Annotated in this window: 16 protein-coding genes; 5 read left to right on the top strand and 11 right to left on the bottom strand. The window is 70.8% G+C overall.

Annotation, left to right across the window (positions count from 1 at the left end):
- Window positions 1–43: 43 nt before the first annotated feature.
- Together L3i22_RS49180 and L3i22_RS49185 are read right to left on the bottom strand one after the other, a co-directional pair.
- Window positions 44–3,046, bottom strand: coding sequence for a UPF0182 family protein (locus L3i22_RS49180; RefSeq protein WP_221324258.1), 3,003 nt, complete (start codon window positions 3,044–3,046; stop codon window positions 44–46).
- A 61-nt stretch (window positions 3,047–3,107) separates the two neighbouring features.
- Window positions 3,108–4,139: a PDZ domain-containing protein gene (locus L3i22_RS49185; protein ID WP_221324259.1), complete on the bottom strand. Its 1,032-nt coding sequence runs from the start codon at window positions 4,137–4,139 to the stop codon at window positions 3,108–3,110.
- 90 nt (window positions 4,140–4,229) lie between these two features.
- Here L3i22_RS49185 and L3i22_RS49190 point away from each other — a divergent pair, with 90 nt between their 5' ends.
- Complete coding sequence (locus L3i22_RS49190) at window positions 4,230–5,483, top strand: zinc-dependent metalloprotease (protein WP_221324260.1); 1,254 nt, start codon at window positions 4,230–4,232, stop codon at window positions 5,481–5,483.
- A gap of 156 nt (window positions 5,484–5,639) precedes the next feature.
- Here L3i22_RS49190 and L3i22_RS49195 read toward each other — a convergent pair whose 3' ends face one another.
- Both L3i22_RS49195 and L3i22_RS49200 read right to left on the bottom strand, forming a co-directional pair.
- Window positions 5,640–6,236 (bottom strand): hypothetical protein, encoded by a 597-nt coding sequence (locus L3i22_RS49195; RefSeq protein ID WP_221324261.1) that lies wholly within the window; start codon window positions 6,234–6,236, stop codon window positions 5,640–5,642.
- A 734-nt stretch (window positions 6,237–6,970) separates the two neighbouring features.
- Window positions 6,971–7,501, bottom strand: coding sequence for a M48 family metallopeptidase (locus L3i22_RS49200; RefSeq protein WP_221324262.1), 531 nt, complete (start codon window positions 7,499–7,501; stop codon window positions 6,971–6,973).
- 462 nt (window positions 7,502–7,963) lie between these two features.
- Between L3i22_RS49200 and L3i22_RS49205 the strand changes: the two genes are divergently transcribed.
- The 3 genes from L3i22_RS49205 to L3i22_RS49215 all read left to right on the top strand — a co-directional run bounded on the left by L3i22_RS49205 (window position 7,964) and on the right by L3i22_RS49215 (window position 10,902).
- Window positions 7,964–8,137 carry a DUF5679 domain-containing protein gene (locus L3i22_RS49205; protein ID WP_221324263.1) on the top strand — a complete coding sequence of 58 codons (174 nt, stop codon included), beginning with the start codon at window positions 7,964–7,966 and terminating at the stop codon, window positions 8,135–8,137.
- Between the two features lie 203 nt (window positions 8,138–8,340).
- Window positions 8,341–9,465, top strand: coding sequence for a hypothetical protein (locus tag L3i22_RS49210; protein ID WP_221324264.1), 1,125 nt, complete (start codon window positions 8,341–8,343; stop codon window positions 9,463–9,465).
- A gap of 78 nt (window positions 9,466–9,543) precedes the next feature.
- Window positions 9,544–10,902: an AarF/ABC1/UbiB kinase family protein gene (locus L3i22_RS49215; protein WP_221324265.1), complete on the top strand. Its 1,359-nt coding sequence runs from the start codon at window positions 9,544–9,546 to the stop codon at window positions 10,900–10,902.
- A 324-nt stretch (window positions 10,903–11,226) separates the two neighbouring features.
- Here the strand turns inward: L3i22_RS49215 and L3i22_RS49220 are convergent, their stop codons facing one another.
- From L3i22_RS49220 to L3i22_RS49230, 3 genes are all read right to left on the bottom strand, one after another.
- Window positions 11,227–11,589: a WhiB family transcriptional regulator gene (locus L3i22_RS49220; RefSeq protein ID WP_203742752.1), complete on the bottom strand. Its 363-nt coding sequence runs from the start codon at window positions 11,587–11,589 to the stop codon at window positions 11,227–11,229.
- A 145-nt stretch (window positions 11,590–11,734) separates the two neighbouring features.
- Window positions 11,735–12,043: a hypothetical protein gene (locus L3i22_RS49225; RefSeq protein ID WP_221324266.1), complete on the bottom strand. Its 309-nt coding sequence runs from the start codon at window positions 12,041–12,043 to the stop codon at window positions 11,735–11,737.
- Window positions 12,044–12,163: 120 nt separating this feature from the next.
- Complete coding sequence (locus tag L3i22_RS49230) at window positions 12,164–14,308, bottom strand: ATP-dependent DNA helicase UvrD2 (protein WP_221324267.1); 2,145 nt, start codon at window positions 14,306–14,308, stop codon at window positions 12,164–12,166.
- Between the two features lie 83 nt (window positions 14,309–14,391).
- On the opposite strand from L3i22_RS49230, the gene L3i22_RS49235 reads away from it, so the two are divergent.
- Window positions 14,392–14,634: a mycoredoxin gene (locus L3i22_RS49235; RefSeq protein WP_221324268.1), complete on the top strand. Its 243-nt coding sequence runs from the start codon at window positions 14,392–14,394 to the stop codon at window positions 14,632–14,634.
- A gap of 52 nt (window positions 14,635–14,686) precedes the next feature.
- Here the strand turns inward: L3i22_RS49235 and L3i22_RS49240 are convergent, their stop codons facing one another.
- From L3i22_RS49240 to L3i22_RS49255, 4 genes are all read right to left on the bottom strand, one after another.
- Window positions 14,687–15,568: a phytanoyl-CoA dioxygenase family protein gene (locus L3i22_RS49240; RefSeq protein WP_221324269.1), complete on the bottom strand. Its 882-nt coding sequence runs from the start codon at window positions 15,566–15,568 to the stop codon at window positions 14,687–14,689.
- An 85-nt stretch (window positions 15,569–15,653) separates the two neighbouring features.
- The gene (gene nudC, locus L3i22_RS49245; protein ID WP_221330536.1) at window positions 15,654–16,613 is read right to left on the bottom strand and encodes an NAD(+) diphosphatase; all 960 of its coding nucleotides are present in this window, start codon (window positions 16,611–16,613) and stop codon (window positions 15,654–15,656) included.
- A 47-nt stretch (window positions 16,614–16,660) separates the two neighbouring features.
- A complete protein-coding gene (locus L3i22_RS49250; protein ID WP_221324270.1) occupies window positions 16,661–17,977 on the bottom strand; it encodes a pitrilysin family protein in 1,317 nt (438 codons plus the stop codon).
- Window positions 17,974–19,281 (bottom strand): pitrilysin family protein, encoded by a 1,308-nt coding sequence (locus L3i22_RS49255; protein ID WP_221324271.1) that lies wholly within the window; start codon window positions 19,279–19,281, stop codon window positions 17,974–17,976. Before L3i22_RS49255 ends, L3i22_RS49250 begins: the two co-directional genes overlap by 4 nt.
- Window positions 19,282–19,313 lie beyond the last annotated feature (32 nt).

Consider the following 19,313-nt stretch of genomic DNA (forward strand, 5'->3'; position numbering starts at 1 on the left):
CCGGGGGCCGCAAAGCAGCCCCCGGGGCAAGCGTTTGTACTGGTCAGCCGCCCGTGCTCGGGGTCGGTACGGCGGACGCGGACGGGGCGACGCCGGGTGCCGGGGTGGCTCCGGTGGCGCCCTGAACCTGTTGGAAACGGGTCATGGCCTCGTCGAGGGCCTTGAGCGCCGTGCCGTAGGCCGCGAAGTCACCGGACTTCTGGGCGGTGCGCACGTTCTCGATGGCCTTGTCGACGTCGGCGGCCGCGGCGGCGAGGTCGCTCGGCACGGTCGTGGACGGCGCGGTGGGCTGGGTGGTCGGTGGCGTGGTGCCGGTGCCGCCCGGGTTGGTGGTGCCGGTGGTGGGCCCCTTGTTGAGCTTGGCCAGGGCTTTCAGGCCGTCGGTGAGGTTGTTCTCCAGCACCACGTTGGAGCCGTCGCCGTACGACATGAGCACCTTCTGCAGCAACGGCGGCGCGCTGGCCTGGGTGCTCTTCACGTAGACCGGCTCGACGTACAGGATGTTGTCCTTCAGCGGCAGCGAGATGAGGTTGCCGTAGAGGACGGTGGCCTGGCCGCTCCGGTTCAGGCTGAACAGCTGCTGCGAGATGCTCGCGTTGTTGACCATCAGGCGGTGCACCTGGACCGGGCCGGGTGTCACCGCGTTGTTGGGCAATTTGAGTACCTGCAGCTGGGGTTCGCCGGCCGCGGTGTACGACCCGGAGATCAGCGCGGCCATGTTGTCCCGGTTGACCGGGGTGACCCCGGAGGTCAGCTGGAACGTGGTCGCGGTCTGCTCGGGCAGCTTGACGTTCAGGTAGAACGGCGGCTGCTTGACCCCGCTCTGCGGCGCGTCCGGCGCGTTCGGCACCTGCCAGAAGTCGTCGCCGTTGAAGAACGTCGACGGGTCCTCGACGTGGAACTTGGTGAGCAGGTTGCGCTGCACCTTGAACATGTCGGCCGGGTACCGGAAGTGCGCGGCCAGGTCGGTCGGGATGTCGGCCTTGGGGACGACCAGGTCGCCACCGAACGCCTTGTTCCACGCCTTGAGGACCGGGTCCTTGTCGTCGAACTCGTAGAGCTTGACGGTGCCGTCATACGCGTCGACGGTCGCCTTGACCGAGTTGCGCATGTAGTTGACGTCGTCCCGGGCCAGCGCGAACGACCCGGTCCCGGTGAGCTCGTCCCGGGTCTCGGTGGCCAGGTTGATCTTCTGCGAGTACGGATACGTCGACGCCGTGGTGTACCCGTCGAGGATCCACACGATCTTGCCGTCGACGACCGCCGGGTACGGGTCGCCGTCGACCGTGAGGAACGGCGCGACCTTCTCCACCCGCTCGCGCGGGGTCCGGATGTACATCACCTTCGACGCGGAGTTGACCCGGTCGGAGAGCAGGAAGTTGCTCTCGGTGTTCTTGATCGCGAAGACCAGCCGGCGGAAGACCGAGCCGATCGAGACGCCGCCCTTGCCGTCGTAGGTGTAGTTGACCTCGGCGTTCTTGTCCTGCTGCTGCGGGCGGTCGAACTCGACGTTCTTGTTCTTGTCGGTCTGGCCGACGATCGCGTACTCCGTCGACTGCTCGCCGTAGTAGATCCGCGGCTGGTCGGCCTCGAGCTCGTCGGTCGGCGCGGAACAGGTGCCGGAGTTGGTGTCACCGAGGAAGCCCGACACGAAGTACGGGTACCCGGTGCCGGCGCACACCTTGTTGGCGGGGGCGGCGACCAGGCCGTACCCGTGGGTGTAGACGGTGTGCCGGTTCAGCCAGTTCCGCTGCTGGGCGGAGAGCTTGTCGTCGTTGATCTCCCGGGCGCCGACCACGTAGTCGCCGGTCTTGCCGTCGATCGTGTAGCGGTCGACGTCCAGCTTCTCGCCGAAGTCGTAGAAGCTGCGGGACTGCTGCGACTGGGTGAACGCCTCCGAGACCAGCTGCGGGTCGATCACCCGGACGTTCTGCGCGCTGGTGTCGTCGGCCAGGTCGGTCGGCGGCGTGGTGGTCCCGTCCGGGTTGGTGGTCGGGGTGTAGTTGCTGGTGTTCTTGTCCGTGGTGCCCAGGTCGAACGCGGCTCGGGTGGCCTGTATGGCGCGTTCGATGTATGGCCGTTCCTTGTCCGACAGGCTCGGCTTGACCTGGAAATTCTGCACCGCGAGCGGGTAGATGCCGCCGATCGCCACGGCCGAGACGGCCAGCAGCGCCAGCGAGACGCCGGGCCAGACCAGGTTCCGCATCACCGCGTTGGAGAACACGATGATCGCGACGGCGACGACGATCGAGATGTAGGCCAGGATCTCCTTGGCCGGGAGCAGCGCGTTGACGTCGGTGTAGCCGGCGCCGTACAGCCCCGGGGAGACGTGCTGCTCGAGCAGCAGGGCCCGCCGGTCCAGCACGTACGCCACCGCCTTGAGCAGCACGAACACCGCGACCAGGGTGGTCAGGTGGGCCCGTGCGGCGGTGGTCATCCGGTCGCCGACGCCCTGCAGGCGCACCCCGCCGAAGATGTAGTGCACGGCCAGCGCGCCGAGCACCGACAGCACCACCGCGGTGAAGCCGACGCCGAGCACGTAGCGCAGCAGCGGGTAGTCGAAGATGTAGAACCCGATGTCCACCTTGAACTGCGGGTCGGTCTGACCGAAGTCACCACCGTTGCGGAACAGCATCCAATCGGTCCAGCGGCCCTGCGCGGAGAGCCCCGCGAAGAAGCCGATCACCAGGCTGACCACGGTGATCCAGGTGCCGAGCCGGGGCGCGAGAACCATCCGGTACCGCTCCAGCGTGGCCTGTTCCGCCGAGTGCGGCCGCAGCAGCGGGCGCAACCGGTAGGCCAGGTACAGGTTGACGCCGACCACCAGGGCCATTGCCGCGCCGACCGACAGGAACAGCAGCAACTTGGTGACCAGCACCCCGGAGAAGACCTGGGTGAACTGGACCTCGTTGAACCAGAGATAGTCCGTGTACGCGTCGATGCCCCAGCCGAGCAGCGTGAAAAGTATGAAGACCCCGACCAGGACGCCGACGGTGACGCGACCGCGCCGGCTCATCCTCGGTAGGGGGCTATTACGCATTACCAACGTTGGCTCCACACTTCGTCGGGCGGTGACTCACCTTACGATCTCCGATCACTGCCAGTGGTCATGATGCCGAGCATGGCGTCGGGGTGCCACCCGACGTGAACGTCTTGAGGGCGGTGAGCGCATCGTCCACGGTGGCCACCTTCGCCATCGGGAGCCCGGGCACGGCGTTGCGCAGCGCTTCCGCGCAGTTGTCCTTGGGGACCAGGAAGATCTTCGCGCCGGCCTGCTTCGCGCCGTTCAGCTTCTGCGGGATGCCGCCGATCGGGCCCACGTTGCCGTCGTCGTCGATGGTGCCGGTGCCGGCGATGACCTTGCCACCGGTCAGGTCCTCGTCACGCAGCTTGTCGATGATGCCGAGGCTGAACATCAGGCCGGCGCTCGGCCCGCCGATCTTGTCCAGGTCGATCTTGATGGTGAACGGGTGCGGCTGCTTGGTGTCGATCTCGATGCCGAGCCGCGGCGTCTTCTTGTCGTCGGCGGCGGCCTTGGTGGTGACCGCCACGGTGCCCGGCTTGTCGGCCCGGGTGTAGCCGACGGTCAGCGCGGTGCCCGCCGGCTGCGCCTTGACCAGCTCGGTGAGCTGGGCCGGGCCGGCGACCGCGGTGCCGTTGATCGAGGTGATGACGTCGTTCTCCTGGAGCTTGCCGACCGCGGCGCCGTCCGGCGTGACCTTGCGCACGTACGTCTGCACGGGGTAGCCCAGCTCGCGCAGCGCGACCGTCTCGGCGCTGGTCTGCGAGTCCTTCCACTCCTGCGCGTTCTGCGCCTGGACCTGCTGCTCGCTGCGGTCCGGCGGGTAGATCAGCTCGCGCGGGACGACCGCGTCCTTGCCGCTCAGCCAGCCCTGGATCGCCTGGACCAGCTCGACCTTCGACTGCACGTTGACCGTGGTGAGGCGGAGCTCGCCGGCCGACGACGAGGTCTTGGCCCCGGTCACCTGGATCACCTCGGTGCCCTCGGCCGAGCCGAGCGTGTTCACCGTGGGGCCGGGGGTGAGCACCACGTACGGCAGGTCGGAGATCATGACACCGGCAGCCAGCAGGGCGGTTATCAGGGCGCCCAGGATGACGGTGACACCGCGACGTCTCATGCGCGTGAGACTACCCACCCTGTCTGAGTTCTCTCTGAGCTGACACCACCATCAGTCCGCTACGAGCGTTTCGCGCGTACCGTGGGGGTCGTGCCTGATATCCCGTTCGGCTTCTCCCTGCCGGGCGCTCAGCCGCCCGATCCCTCCGATCCGCAGCAGATGCAGCAGTTCATGGCGCAGCTGCAGCAGATGTTCGCCGCCCCTGGCAGTGGCCCGGTCAACTGGGACCTGGCCCGGCAGGTCGCCGCCAGCCAGCTCTCGGCCAGCGGCGACCCGGCGGTGAACATGCACGAGCGTCACCAGGTCGAAGAGGCGCTCCACCTCGCCGATCTGTGGCTCGACCCGGTGTGCGCGCTCCCCAGTGGCATCCACAAGGCGGTCGCCTGGAACCGCAACGAGTGGATCTACAACACTCTCGACGTCTGGAAAAAGCTGTGCGAGCCGATCGCCGGCCGCATGGTGGGCGCCATGGGAGACCTGGTGCCCGAGGAGGCCCGGGCCCAGCTCGGCCCGATGCAGTCGATGGTCGCCACGCTCGGCGGCGCGCTCTTCGGCGGCCAGCTCGGCCAGGCGTTCGGCCAGCTCGCGGCCGAGGTGCTCTCGGCCGGCGACATCGGCCTGCCGCTCGGCCCGGCCGGCACGGCCGCGCTGATCCCGGCCAACATCAAGGCGTACGGCGAGGGCCTCGAACTCCCCGAGGACCAGGTCCGGCTGTACGTCGCCCTGCGTGAGGCCGCCCACCAGCGGCTCTTCGGCCACGTCCCGTGGCTCCGCGCGCACGTGCTGAGCGCCGTCGAGACGTATGCGAACGGCATCACCGTGAACCGGGAGGCGATCGAGGAGGCGATGAGCCGCGTCGACCCGACCGACCCGGAGTCGATGCAGGCCATGGCGCTGGAGGGGATCTTCACACCGGAGGACACCCCGCAGCAGAAGGCCAGTCTGGCCCGCCTGGAGACGGCGCTCGCGCTGATCGAGGGCTGGGTCGGCCACATCGTCGACGAGGCCGCCGGTGACCGTCTGCCGTCGGTCGCCGCGCTGGGCGAGGCGTTCCGCCGCCGCCGGGCCGCCGGCGGTCCGGCCGAGCAGACCTTCGCCGCGCTGGTCGGTCTCGAGCTGCGGCCGCGCCGCCTGCGCGAGGCCGGCGCCCTGTGGTCGGCGGTCGCCGAGCAGCGGGGCACCGCCGGGCGCGACGCCCTCTGGGACCACCCGGACCTGCTGCCCACCGACGAGGACTTCGCCGACCCGCAGGCGTTCGCCAGTCCCCGGTCGGACTGGGACATCAGCGAGCTGGAAGGCCTCGACGGCAATCCCGAACCCGGCCCCGAGACGCCGGAGAAGTAACACCCGTTCCTTGATCCCGGGGGCGGCGCTCTGCGCCGTCCCCGTTCTCTTTCCCGAGGCGCCGGGTCAGCTCTTTCCCGAGGGCGCCGGGTCCGCCGAGCTCCAGGTCACCGATTCGGCGGTACGGCCGGTGCCGCGTCCCCGGGGCCACGCTGATCAGCCGCCGAGCAGCGCCCGGGTGTTGTCCCAGCCCTCCAGGGCGATGTCAAGCGTCCCCAGGTCGGCCGGGCCACGCAGGCGCCGCCAGGGCGGGGTGGTGGTGACGTCCCCGGGCGCCGGAGCGTTCCTGCGCAGCAGCTGCGCGGAGGCCCCGTCCAGGTCGTGATCGGCCAGCCACTCCGGCGCGGGCAGGCTGGTGGCCACGCCGAGCACCCCGCCGCCCGGCCCACCGGGGGCGACCGCGACGGCCTTGCTCTCCAACGGCGCCAGCAGCTTGCCCAGGATCATGCCCGGCACGTCCGGGGCGTCGGCGGCGATCACGGCAGCCTGCTCGAAGCCGTCAGCGGTGGCGGCGGCCAGCACCGGCAGCACGGTGACCTGCGGAACCTCATAGATCCGCATGCCCGGCCAGGCGATCTCCTCGGCCAGCGGCCGGTCGGCCGGCGTGGTGGCGATCGCGGCCTCGGCCTGGGCCAGCCGCGCGAGCAGGTCGACAAGGTCCTCGGCGAGGGCGGCGCGCCAGGCGGCCGGATCCACCCCGGGCGGACTCCACGGCACCGGGACCAGCATCGCCACCACCACACGCCGCGTCACAGGAGCACCCTACTCAGCCCACCACCCGGAGCACCGCTCCCGCTCCCCGCCTTGACCCCAGCCCCCCGGCCCAGCCCCAACTCCGACCCCAGCCCAGCCCGGCCCGCAGACTCAGCCCAGCCCGACCCGGCCCGACCTGACGCAGCCCGACCCGGCCGAGCCCAGCCCGACTCGGCCCGACTCAGCCCAGCCCGGCCCAGCCGCAGCCCGGCCCAGCCCGACCCAGCCCGACCCGACCCGGCCCGACCCGGCCCGACCTGACGCAGCCCGGCCCGGCCCAGCTCCAGCCCGACCCCGCCTTAGCCCTTTGCCATGGCCTTGGCCTTGGCCTTGGCCTTGGCCTTGGCCTTGGCCTTGGCCTTGAGAATCGATCTTGAAAGGTTGATCTTGGGCCGCTGATCTTGGGTAGCCGCGCCGGGTGCAGTCCCACCCTCCCAAGGGGGCGGCCCTTACAAACATTGTCCCGTGGCGATGGGTTGCCGCGCTTGGTGCCTGTGGACAACTCGCTGGTGTGGATAACTCGCCGGGGGAAAGCCGCAGGCCAGCGCCTCGCTGGCGCAGGCAGCGCGCTCACGCCGGCAGCGCACTCACCCGGGCGGGGCGCTCACGCGGGCGGGCGCTCACGCGGGCGGGGCTTACGGCCGTACCGTCGCAATCGCCGGAGGCGCCCGGGAGCCGGCGGCGGATGGCGGATCTTGCACCGGGCGGGGGCGCGGCGCCGTAGGCGTGCGCGGTTACTCGGCCAGGACCAGCGAGCCTGAGGCGGCGACGCCCTCCAGGTAGCCGCGGGCGCGTTCGGCCTTGGGGAAGCGGTTGACGAGTTCCCAGAAGCGCGCGTTGTGGCTGGGCACGACCAGGTGGGCGAGCTCGTGCAGGAGCACGTAGTCGATCACCCAGTCGGGCATCTCCTGGATCCGGTGGGAGATGCGGATGGTGGCGTCGTCCGGGGTGCAGGAGCCCCAGCGGCCGTTCTGGTTGGTCACCCAACGCACGCTCGCCGGGGCCACCACGTCGGCGTAATCGTCCAGGTAGCGCGCGGTGAGGCGGCGGGCGCGGTTGAGCAGCTCGGCGTCGGTGCACCGGAGACGTTCCTCACGGGCGGCCAGCCGGGCGAGCATCCGCTCGACCCACTCGGTCTCCTCGGCGCGCGAGAACCGGTCCGGGATGAGCACGACCACGCGCTCTCCGTCGCGATACGCGGACACCGTCCTGCGCCGGCGCTGACTGCGCCGCACTTCCACGACAGGTTTGCGCACGCGGGCCATTACCGGCTCGCGAGGCCCAGATTCGGGTTCACGTTGAGACGCTAATCCGCGAGACCCTGGTCACCGCAAGAGTACGCCCAATGACTGTCACGGAATACGGCCGGTTCGTCCGCATATACCCGAAAAAATTTTCCTCAGCCGCAACATCTGAGACAGGCGTCAACCTAGACCATCTTCGACTCAGTGGACTACTGGGGGCTCACATCCCTTTCGTGCCGTTGTGAGACCAATCGTCGGCGTGTCAGGGCAAACCTGTACGAAAAGGGCACTTCCTCCCGGCACACTCACGTCGTCGGCGACACCGCCGACACCGCGCTGACATGGAACCGGCCTGACCTGGGTAAGTCCACGCCCCGGACGAGGGCCACGCCACATGGCGGCCCAGCGCCGCAGACAGGTTCGCGCCCGTCGCCGCGAGAAGGCACGGGGCCCAGCGGCCGACGACACGAACGAGGAGGAACCGTGGCCGAGACCACGTACAACGGCTATTGCGTCAAGTGCAAGGAGAAGCGTGACTTCCAGGGCAACGTGGAAGTCTCGAAGACCGGCATGAACATGGCCAAGGGCAAGTGCCCGGTGTGTGGAACGACGATGAACCGGATCCTGGGCAAGGCCAAGCCGGCCGACGCCAGCTGACGAGCGGCCCGGGTAGGGCGGCCACCTCGGCCGCCCTCCCCGGACAGCCGTAACCGTGTCCGGATCGGCACGTTGAGTTATTCAGGGGCTTCGCATCTTCCTGTGGATAACTCGCACCATCCTGTGGATAAAGCAGCCGAGTGGCTCGTGGGGCTGTGGATAACGAACCCGCTCCGCAGCCTCGCGGTGACAACCTGTCACTCATGACCTCTCGGCCCCGCCCGTCGCCACGCGTCCCACTGCCCCGGCCCACCCTGATCCCCGGGCTCACCCGGGTCTGGCGTGGGCCGATCGAGTTGCAGCTCGGGATGGACCCGGCCCGCGCCGTGCGCCTGGAGCTGCCCGACCCGCGCCTGGCCCGGGTCCTCGACCTGCTCGACGGCAACCGCCCGGAGCGACAGGTCCTGCTGCACGCCGCCGAGCTCGGGGTCGCCCCCGACGAGGCCCGCCAGCTGCTCGATCTCCTGCACCGCGCCGGCCTCGTGCTGCCCTCCGCCGCGCTCCTGCCCGCCGGGCTGCCCAATGCCGAGCGGCGCCGGCTGACCGGTGAGGCGGCCGCTCTCGCCCTCGGCACCCCCGTCCCCTCCCCGGCCCGCACCCTGCGCCGCCGCCGGTCCGCCCGGGTCGTCCTGGCCGGTCGCGGCCGGCTCGGCTGCACCGTCGCGGTCGCTCTCGCCGAGGCCGGCGTCGGCCACGTCTTCCCGGACCTCTCCGGCATGGTCGGGCCGGGTGACCTGGCCGGCAGCGCCCTGCAGACCGCCGACCTGGGCAGCCCGGCCCGCGCCGCGGTGGCCGCCGCGATCGTCCGGGCCGCGCCGGGCACCGACGTGCGGGAGGTCCGCCGCAGCCCGGCCAGCCTGGTCGTCCAGCTCGCCCACGACGAGCCGGCCGCCCTGGTCGCCGCCGCCCACGCGGCCCGCCGCCAGCCGCACCTCGCGGTGCGGATCCGGGACGGCGCGGCGGTCGTCGGCCCGTTCGTGCCGGCGCTCGGCGGTCCCTGCCTGAACTGCCTGGACCTGCACCGGCGGGAGCGGGATCCGGGCTGGCCGGGCGCTCCCGCGCCGCCGGGGCCGGACGCCGCCGAACCGTGCGCGGTGGCGACCCTGCTGACCGCGACCGGGCTCGCCACGGCCGAGGTGCTGACGTTCCTGGACGGGGCGACCCCGGAGACGCTGGGTGGGGCCGTCGAGATCAGCGCGCCCGGGCGGTCCCGCCGGCGCACCTGGCCGCCCCATCCCCGCTGTTCCTGCCACCGCCGGACGCGTCGCGCCCGGGTGCCCGGTTCGGGACCGGAATCGCTGAAGTGTGGAGGAAGTGTGGATCCTTAATCGAACCTTTGTCGCATAACCTGGCAAACCCGGGCTCGACGGGCCGAGTAAGGCCCCGTCGTCGGTCACAATGATCTGGTGACGGACATACCGCGCCGCGCGGCCTCTCGGACAGCCAAGCTGGCCGCACTGCCCCTCGGCTTCGCCGGCCGCACCGCGCTCGGTCTCGGGAAGCGAGCCGTCGGGATCGCCGCCGATGTCATCTCCGCGGACATTCAGCAGCGCACCGCCGAGCAGCTGTTCAGCGTGCTGGGCCAGCTCAAGGGCGGGGCGATGAAATTCGGTCAGGCGCTCTCGGTGTTCGAGGCCGCCATGCCGGAGGAGATGGCCGGGCCCTATCGGCAGGCGCTGACCAAGCTGCAGGAGGCCGCCCCGCCGATGCCGGTGGCCAGCGTGCACAAGGCCCTCGCCGAGCAGCTCGGACCGGACTGGCGGGACGGTTTCGCCGAGTTCGACGACAGCCCGGCCGCCGCGGCCAGCATCGGCCAGGTGCACCGAGCCGTCTGGAAGCTGCCCCCGGCCCGGAAGAACGGGAAGCCGAGGTTGCTGCCCGTCGCCGTCAAGGTGCAGTACCCGGGGGCCGGCGAGGCGCTGGTGTCCGACCTCAAGCAGCTGTCCCGGCTGGCCGGCATGTTCAAGATCATTCAGCCCGGGATCGACGTGAAGCCGCTGCTGGCCGAGCTGCACGAGCGCGTCGTCGAGGAGTTGGACTACGAGATGGAGGCGGAGACCCAGCGCGTCTTCGCCACCGCCTACGCCGACGACCCGGACATCTTCGTGCCGCGGGTGGTCGCCTCCGCGCCGCGGGTGCTGGTCACCGAGTGGGTCGACGGCACCCCGCTGGCCAGTGTGATCGCCGACGGCACGGTGGCCGAGCGGGACGAGGCCGGCCGGCTGATGGCGATCCTGCACTTCTCCGCGCCCGGGCGGGCCGGGTTGCTGCACGCCGACCCGCACCCGGGCAACTTCCGGATCCTGCCGGACGGCCGGCTCGGCGTGATCGACTTCGGTGCGGTGGCCCGGCTGCCGGAGGGGCACCCCGAGCCGATCGGGCGCCTGGTCCGGCTGGCCCTGGCCGGCGACGCCGACGGGGTCGTGGCGGGGCTGCGCGACGAGGGCTTCATCAAGCGGGACGAGACGATCGACGCGGCGGCCGTGCTCGGCTTCCTGCGCCCGATGATCGAGCCGGTGGCGGTCGATCGGTTCCGCTTCACCCGCGCGTGGCTGCGCGGCGAGGCGACCCGGATCGCCAATCCCCGGTCGCCGGCGTACCAGCTCGGTCGCAAGCTGAACCTGCCGCCGTCGTACCTGTTGATCCATCGGGTGACGCTCGGCTCGATCGGCGTGCTGTGCCAGTTGGAGGCCGAGGCGTCGTACCGGGAGATCCTGGAGAAATGGCTGCCGGGATTCGCGCCGGAGCATTCCGCGGCGTCCTGATTTCGACCCTCCACAGCCGATCCGGCGAAATCGGAAAGGCCCGTCCGCATTGGCGGACGGGCCTTTTATTTCCCGGGTAGCGGGTCTATGCGGGGATCTCAGTAGCCGCCGACGCCGAGTTCGCGGGCAGCCTGCTTGCGGGCTTCCATCGCGATACGGCGGGCGGATCGGTAAGCCTCAGGTGCACGGTCACTCTGAGGCTGACGCATTCGAGCCCTCGACAAGGCCTCTTGGATGAGTCTCACTTTGGTGGCTCCATTCGGGTGCACGGTTCCGGTGCTCGGCTTTCGTTCATCAATTTCGGGGTGGGCGAGGACGGTCATCTCAGGCCGCCAGCCGCACGCTGTTACGGGAGTCGAGACCGTTCGCGGCGAGCCGCTCCTCGACCTCGACAGCGAGCTCGGCGTCCCGAGCCACGTCCGCCTTACGCGGACGGCCCCGCGGCCGCTTGCGCGGAACCACGGCACCACGCTCGAAGATCTCGCCGCCCCAGACACCCCAGGGCTCGCTCCGCTCCACCGCGCCGGCGAGGCACTCGACGCGCAGCGGGCAGTCCCCGCAGAGCGACTTGGCCAGCTCCAGCTGGGCCGGGGAGTCGGAGAACCACAGGTCCGGGTCGAACTTCCGACAGGGCAGGTTTGCCTCGATGTCGACAGGGATGTCGATCGGGGCCAGCGCCAGACTCATAAAGCCCGGTCACCTCTCTCTTCTTCGCGATCTTCTGGATCGTCTTCCGGGGTCAAACACCGGCGGGTGAGCCGGCAAAAGAAATGAGGCCGCGGATCCCGGTTAGGGGTTCCGCGGCCTCGAGGTGAGCCGGAGGTCTGGTCTATCAGACCGGCCGTCCTCGAGGCGGGGCACCGCCACCATCCGTGTAGCGCTTGATGGAGGTGGAGTCGCTGCCCTTGAATGCAGTGGTGGTGCCAGTGGTGCCATTGATTCCGTCGACGAGCACTCGCGCGACAGCCCATTTGCCCAGCTCGGCCTGGGGCTGGCTGACGACGTGGTGCGCCTGCGGAACCAGGACCCGCTCAGCGACCAGCAGCGCCGACGGAGAGGCGGTAGCGGGCAGCAGAACGGACGGAGCACAGGCGGCAGACGGCAGCAACGACGAACGCATCAGCATGGTGTTGATCCTCATGATTGCCACCTCCTCCGTATACCTGCACTCGTGGTTTGATCTCGCCCGGGAAGGTTCCCCGGCCAAGGTGTGTTCTGAGGCTATGCCTGCCCTACAGGGGAGGGCAAACGAATTAACGGACTAGTTTTCAAAGTTTTTTCGGTCGAGCTCATCGGGGCTCGCGCCACCCACCAGAGCGAAGACCGCGTCGCCGTACTGGCCCAGCTTGCGAGGCCCGATTCCGGCAATCGCCAGCAGTTGCGCCGGATCGGCCGGGCGGCGTTCCGCGACGGCCACCAGGGTGGCGTCGGTGAACACGACGTACGCAGGAACTTTCAGCTCCGCGGCGGTACTCGCCCGCCAGTCCTGGAGCCGCTGGAAAAGATCCTCGTCCATGTCCGACGGACAGGTCGGGCAGCGGCCCAGTTTCCGGTCCGCGCCGGCCATCAGGGTGGCCCCGCAGACCCGGCACGAGGACACCTTCGGCGGACGGCGGTCGGGTTTCCGACTGCTCCGTTCGCCGGTGACTTTGGGGAACCCGCCGGCCGAGCGCTCCACCTGCGGGAGGAAACGGCACGGCCGCCGGGTACGGCCGCCCGGCGAGCGGGCCTGGCCCAGCGACAGCCACAGGAGCTGGCGGGCCCGGGTCACCCCGACGTAGAGGAGGCGGCGCTCCTCCTCCAGCTGCTCGGCGGTCTTCGCGTACGTCGTCGGCAGCGTCCCGTCCGCGAGCCCGACCAGGAACACCGCGTCCCACTCCAGCCCCTTGGCGGAGTGCAGCGAGGCGAGCGTGACCCCGGCCACGGTCGGCGCGTGCTGCTGCTCGGCGCGACGGACCAGCTCGTCGTTGAACGCGGAGAGGCTGATCTCGCGCTGGACCCGGCCGGCCTCGCCGATCGGCAGGATCTCCGGCTCCGCGGCGTACTCCTCGGCGAGCACGACCAGCGCGGCGAGCGCCTCCCACTGCTCCCGGGCGGCGCCGCCGGGCGGGGGCCGCAACCTGTTCCAGCCGGCCCGGGCCAGGCCTTCGTGGACCGCCTCGACCAGCGGGGTCTCGCCCGGGATGGAGCGCACCGCGGCGCGCAGGGCGACCATCGCCTTCCGCACCTCGGCGCGCTCGAAGAACCGCTCGGCGCCCCGGACCAGGTACGGCACCTGCGCCTCGGCCAGGGCCTCCTCGTACGCCTCGGACTGCGCGTTGGTCCGGAACAGCACCGCGATCTCGCTGGCCGGGGTGCCCGCCGCGATCAGCTCCCGGCAGCGCCGGGCCACCGCGTTCGCCTCCCCCGGCTCGTCCGGGAAGACCTTGAGCTCCGGCTCCGGGCCGGACGGGCGCTGACCGACCAGCTCCAGGCGCAGCTTCGCCTCGGTGCCCCGGGCCTGCCGGATCACCGCGTTGGCCAGCCCGACCACCTGCGGGGTGGAGCGGTAGTCGCGGACCAGGCGGACCACCACGGCCTCGCGCCACTTGCGCGGGAAATCGATCAGGTACGACGAGGTGGCGCCGGTGAACGAGTAGATCGTCTGGCTGGCGTCGCCGACCACGGTGAGGTCGTCCCGGCCGCCCAGCCACGCCTCCAGCAGGCGCTGCTGGAGCGGGTTGACGTCCTGGTACTCGTCGACGACGAAGTGCCGGTACTGCGCGCGGATCTGCTCGGCGACGTCCGGGTGCTCCTCGATGCCCCAGACCGCGGCGCGCAGCAGGTCCTCGAAGTCGATCACGCCCTGGGCGCGTTTGAGCGACTCGTACGCCGCGAACACCTCGGCCACCCGGGCCGGCTCGAACGGCGGCTCACGCATCGCCTTGGCGGCGGCGACGGGGTATTCGGACGGCTCGACGAGGGACGACTTGGCCCACTCGATCTCGCTCGCCAGGTCCCGGGCGACCGCGCGGTCGGCCCGGACCCCGGCCTTGGCGGCGGCCAGGCCGACCACCCGGATCTTGCTCTCCATCAGCTCCGGCATGGCGCGGCCCTCGAGCAGGCGGGAGGCGAAGTAGCGGACCTGGCGCAGTGCGGCCGCGTGGAACGTGCGCGCCTGGACCCCGCCGGCGCCGAGCGCGGTGAGCCGGGCGCGCATCTCGGCGGCGGCCCGGGCGGTGAACGTCACCGCGAGCACGTGCCGCGGGTTGATCTCGCCGGACAGCGTCCGGTGCGCGACCCGATGGGTGATCGCCCTGGTCTTGCCGGTGCCGGCGCCGGCCAGGATGCAGACCGGGCCGGCCGGGGCGGTCACCGCCGTCCGCTGCTCGGGGTCGAGCCCTGCCAGCACCGCTTCAGTCCGCACGGTAGGGAATCATGACACCCCCGCGGCGTGTTGTGCTGTAAGGCGTAGTGCCGTGTGACCCGTATCCGAAGGAGCCCTGTCCGATGCTGACCATGTACTCGACGTCCTGGTGTGGGTACTGCCACCGCCTCAAGTCGCAGCTCGATCGGGAGGGCATCGCCTACGAGGTGATCGACATCGAGCAGGACGAGGCCTCGGCGGCCTTCGTGCGGAAGGTCAACGGCGGCAACCAGACCGTGCCGACCCTCAAGTTCGACGACGGATCGGCGCTGACCAACCCGTCGATCGTGCAGGTCAAGAAGCACCTCGAGTCGATCTCGGCGTAACCCGCGCACCGAAAAGGGGCCGTCCACCCGGACGGCCCCTTTTTCTGCGTCCTTACGGAATCAGAGCCGGGATGGTCGAGTCGAGCAGGCCCCGCTCCTTGAGCGCGCCGTAGAGCGGCGTGCTCGCCGGGTAGTGACCCCACTGGTGGTCACCGTCACCCTTGCCGAAGCCGCCGAGCAGCTGCTTCTGCACCTCGGTCTTGCCGTCCCACTCCGGCTGGGCCGGCAGGTCGGCGACCTCGTCGCGGATCGCGATCCAGCGCGGGGTGTAGCCGAAGAACGCGCCGACCCGGGTGATGTCGGAGTAGTTGTCCGACCGGGCGTGCCAGATGCGCCGGTCGAAGACGACCAGGTCACCCGCGTTGGCGGTGATCTGGACAGCACCCTCGGGCTGCGGCCACGGGACGCCACGGCTCGGCGGGCCGGGCAGCCAGTTGGTCTTGTGGCTGCCGGGCAGGACGGTGAAGTTGCCGCGGCCGGTCTCGCTGACGTCGGAGAACCAGTAGGCCAGCTTCACGGACAGCATCGGGCGGGGATCGGTCTCGATCTCCCGGTTCTGCCGGCCGCCGTCCTGGTGCCAGTGCCACCATTCCTTCTGCTGTTCGTGCAGCTTGGGGTGCACGTCGATGTGCGAGTGGTACACGTGGATGTTCCACCCGAGCAGCGACCAGATGTACTTGAAAGCCTTGGGGTGATCGAGCAGGAAAGCCAGCTCGGGCACGTAGGCGATCGGCGAGAGCTGGTGCAGGGCGCCGGTGGCGCTCAGCTTGCCCTCGGCCTGGGCCTTCTCGTAATACCCCAGAATCGCGGCCCGGCCGGCCTCGATCTCGCTCTCACTGAGCACCGACGGCACGACGATGTAACCGTCGCGGTCGAACGCCTCCCGCTCCTCCGCGGACATCGGCGTCCACGCCGGCGCTTCCACCTGGGTCATCGGATCCCCTCTCGTCTTTGTAAGCATGACGCACCGGGACGGTACCCAGGTTGCCGCCTAAACGAGAAATTCTCTGATCAGACGTTTATTCGTGATCTTGGGCACTGCCGGCGAGCCATTTCTCGATGAGATAGAACGCGATCGACGACCGCATCGGCAAGCTCATCGGAACACCCGAATCCGGGTGCACGAAACCGCCGGCGATCATCTTGGCGATCTGCTCCCGGGTGAACCAGTGCGCTTCGTCGATCTCCTCCGGGTCCAGCCGCAGCGGTTGCGACGGGTCCGCGGTGGCCAGGAAGCCGAGCATCAGGGAACCCGGGTACGGCCAGGACTGGCTGCCCTCGTACGCCAAGGAATTGATCTTGATGCCGACCTCTTCGGTGACCTCGCGAGCCACGGCGGCCTCGGCCGACTCCCCCGGCTCGACGTAACCGGCCAGGCAGGAGAACCGGGTCAGCCCGTCCGCGCCCCGGCCCCAGCCCGAGTTGTGACCGAGCAGACAGCGACCGGACGGACCGGCCACGCCGTCGTGCACCACCACGATCATCGCCGGATCGGTCCGCGGCCACATCAGGTCACCGTTGGTGTCGGCGCGGGCCCAGCCGGCCTCCACCGCGACCGTGGGCCGGCCCGAGCGCGGCGAGAACCGGTGGCTGGCATGCCAGTTGGCCAGCGCGGCGGCGGCCGTGAACAGGCCGGCGTCGCGCGCGTCGAGCAGGTGCCCGACCTCGCGCAGGGTCACCGCCCGCGTCCCCTCGGCGGGCGGCGGGGTGGTGTCCATGGTCCAGACCGGGGTGCCGTCGGTGTCGACGCCGAGGAACCAGCGCTCCGCGTCCGGCGCCTCGGCGGCCGGCACCAGGACCAGCGCGGCCCCGCCGTCGGCCCGCTCGGTGACCAGCGCCCGGCCCCCCTTGGCCAGGTCCACCACCAGGACCTGGCCGCGGGTCCAGGCCTCGGCCAGCCAGGCCTCGTCCTTGCGATGATGCGCGGCGCGGTCCAGCGTGGTCCGCGCCAGCGGTGGGGTGCCGGGCTGCTCGCCCAGATCGGGCTGCTCCGCCTGGTCACCGGGGTCGGGTTGTTCGGAACTGGTCACCGTGCGCTGCGCTCCACCACGGTCAGGGCGGCGAGCTGGGCCTCGATCTTCTCGGCGTCGCCGAGGACCACGGTCACCGCGCGGGACGGCGCCAGGTGCTTCGCCGCGGCGGCGGCGACCTGCTCGCCGGTGGCCGCGGCGAGTGCGGCCGAGTGCTCGCGCAGGAAGTCGAGGCGCAGGCCGAAGCCGGCGTAGACGGTGGCCAGGCCGGCCAGCCCGGCCTGGGTGGACATGCCCAGGCGGAGGGTGCCGAGCGCGTACCTCCGGGCCTGCTCCAGCTCCTCCTCGCCGGGCGGGAGGCTGGCGATCCGGCCCAGCTCGTACGTCGTCTCGAGCAGCGACGGACCGGTCACCTCGGTCGCCACGTCGGCGGCGGCGACCAGCGCGGAGCCGGCCGCGAAGTGCTCGATCACCGAGTGCGAGCCGTACGTGTAGCCCTTGTCCTCGCGGATGTTCTCCACCCAGCGGGACGAGAAGTAGCCGCCGAAGAGCAGGTTGGCCAGGGACAGCGCGGCGTAGTCGGGGTCGGTGCGGGTCAGCGCCGGCAGCGCGATCCGCAGCGAGGACTGCACCGAGCCGGGCCGGTCGACCAGCAGCAGCGCGCCGGGCCGCAGCGCCGGGGTGGGCGGGATGCCGCCGTCGACGGCGGCGCCGGACCAACCGCCGAGCATCTTCTCCGCCACGTCGATGGCCTGCTCCGGGTCGATGTCGCCGACCAGGACCAGGATCGAGCCGGCCGGGCGGACCCGGTCGGCGTGCAGCTCGCGCAGGGTCTCCGGCTCGACCGCGCGGACCTCCTCCGCGGCGGGGGTCTGCACCGCGTACGGATGATCGACGAACATCCGCTTCAGCAGCGCGACCCGGGCCAGGTGGGCCGGCTGACTCAGGGCGACCTGGATGTTGTCGACCAGGCGCTCCCGCTCGGTGACCACCTCCTCGCCCGGGTAGGCGGCGTCGGTCAGCACGCCGGCCAGGATCTCCAGCGTCCGGCCGAGGCCGTCGGCCAGGGCGTTGCCGCTGATCTGGAGCCGGTCCGGGTCGAGACCGGCGCCCAGGCCGCCGCCGACCGCCTGCAGTTCGGCGGCGATGTCGAGCATCGACATCGAGCCGGTGCCGGTGAACAGCGCCTGGGACAGCAGGGTGGCCGCGCCCAGCGGGGCGCGGCCGAACGGGATGCGCAGCCGCACCTCGACCAGCGGCACCGCGGCGCGGCGGATGGCGATCACGGTCAGCCCGTTGGACAGCTTGCGCTCCGCCTGGGGCGGCAGGACCAGCTCGGTGTTGGGGATCAGGTCCGGCAGAGTGTGGGTCATGCTCCGGCTCCCGGGAGGACTTCGACGACGGCGCGACGCTCGGGCCGCAGGGTCGCGGCGGCGGTGACGATCTGCTCGGCGGTGACCTCGCTGATCAGTTTGGGCAGCTCGTTGAGCAGCTCCGGGCGGCCGCGCTGCAGCTCCAGCACGGCCATCGGCAGGGCCCGCCCGAGCACCTCGTCGGTGCCCTGCAGCAGGCGGGCGCCCATCCGCGCCTGGGTGCGCTCCAGCTCGCCGGGCTGGAGGCCGTCGGCGACCAGCCGGTCCAGCTCCTCGTCGACGGTGCGCAGCACCTTGCCGGCGTCGCCGCCGGGCGGCATGTGCGCCTGCAGCAGCAGGGCGGTCGGGTTGCGCACCTGGTATTCGTCACCCATGAAGCCCAGGTAGCCGCCGACGTTGGTGACCGAGCGGTCGCGCTGGATCAGGCGCTCGACCAGGCGGGACGCGTCGCCGTCGGTGAGCACCTCGGCGAGGACCGAGAACGGCAGGTAGGCGTCGAAGGCGGCGATCGGGTCGGGCACCCGGTAGGCCGCGGCGACCGCCGGCAGCGGGGCGATGCGATCCGTGTACGACTCCCGGCGCTCGGCGGTCAGGTCGGGCTCGTCGAAGGCGGGCAGCAGCGGGGCGGGCCGGGCCGGCACGTCGCCGAAGTGCCGCTCGATCATCGCGGTCGCCTCGGCCACGTCGAAGTCGCCGGCGACCGAGAGCACCGCGTTGCCGCAGGCGTAGTACTTGTCGAAGAAGCTCTGCGCGTCGGCGACGGTGGCGCTCTCCAGGTCCTCGAACGAGCCGTAGCCGTCGTGGGCGTTGGGGAACGTCTCGAACATCACCGACGGGAGCTTGAGCCAGGGGAACCCGCCGTACGGCCGGTTCAGGACGTTGACCCGGATCTCCTCCTTGACCACGTCGACCTGGTTGCGCAGGTTCTCCTCGGTCAGGCGGGGACCGCGCATCCGGTCGGCCTCGAGGAACAGCGCCCGCTCCAGGGCGCCGGACGGCAGCACCTCGAAGTAGTCGGTGTAGTCCAGGTGGGTGGAGCCGTTGAAGCTGCCGCCGGCGCCCTGCACGTGCCGGAAGTGCGCGAGCTTCTCCAGGTTCGCCGAGCCCTGGAACATCAGGTGCTCGAAGAGGTGGGCGAAGCCGGTGCGCCCCTCGGGCTCACTGCGGATGCCCACGTCGTAGACGACGGCCACGCCGACGACCGGAGCGCTGCGGTCCGGTGCGAGGACCACGCGCAGGCCGTTGGCGAGGGTGAATCGTTCAACCGGATATTTCGTCGCGGGGATCTGGATTCTGGACGCCACGAGGTGACATTAGCGCGCTGCGTGACCACCCG

This window comes from Actinoplanes sp. L3-i22, assembly GCF_019704555.1.
Taxonomy (GTDB): domain Bacteria; phylum Actinomycetota; class Actinomycetes; order Mycobacteriales; family Micromonosporaceae; genus Actinoplanes.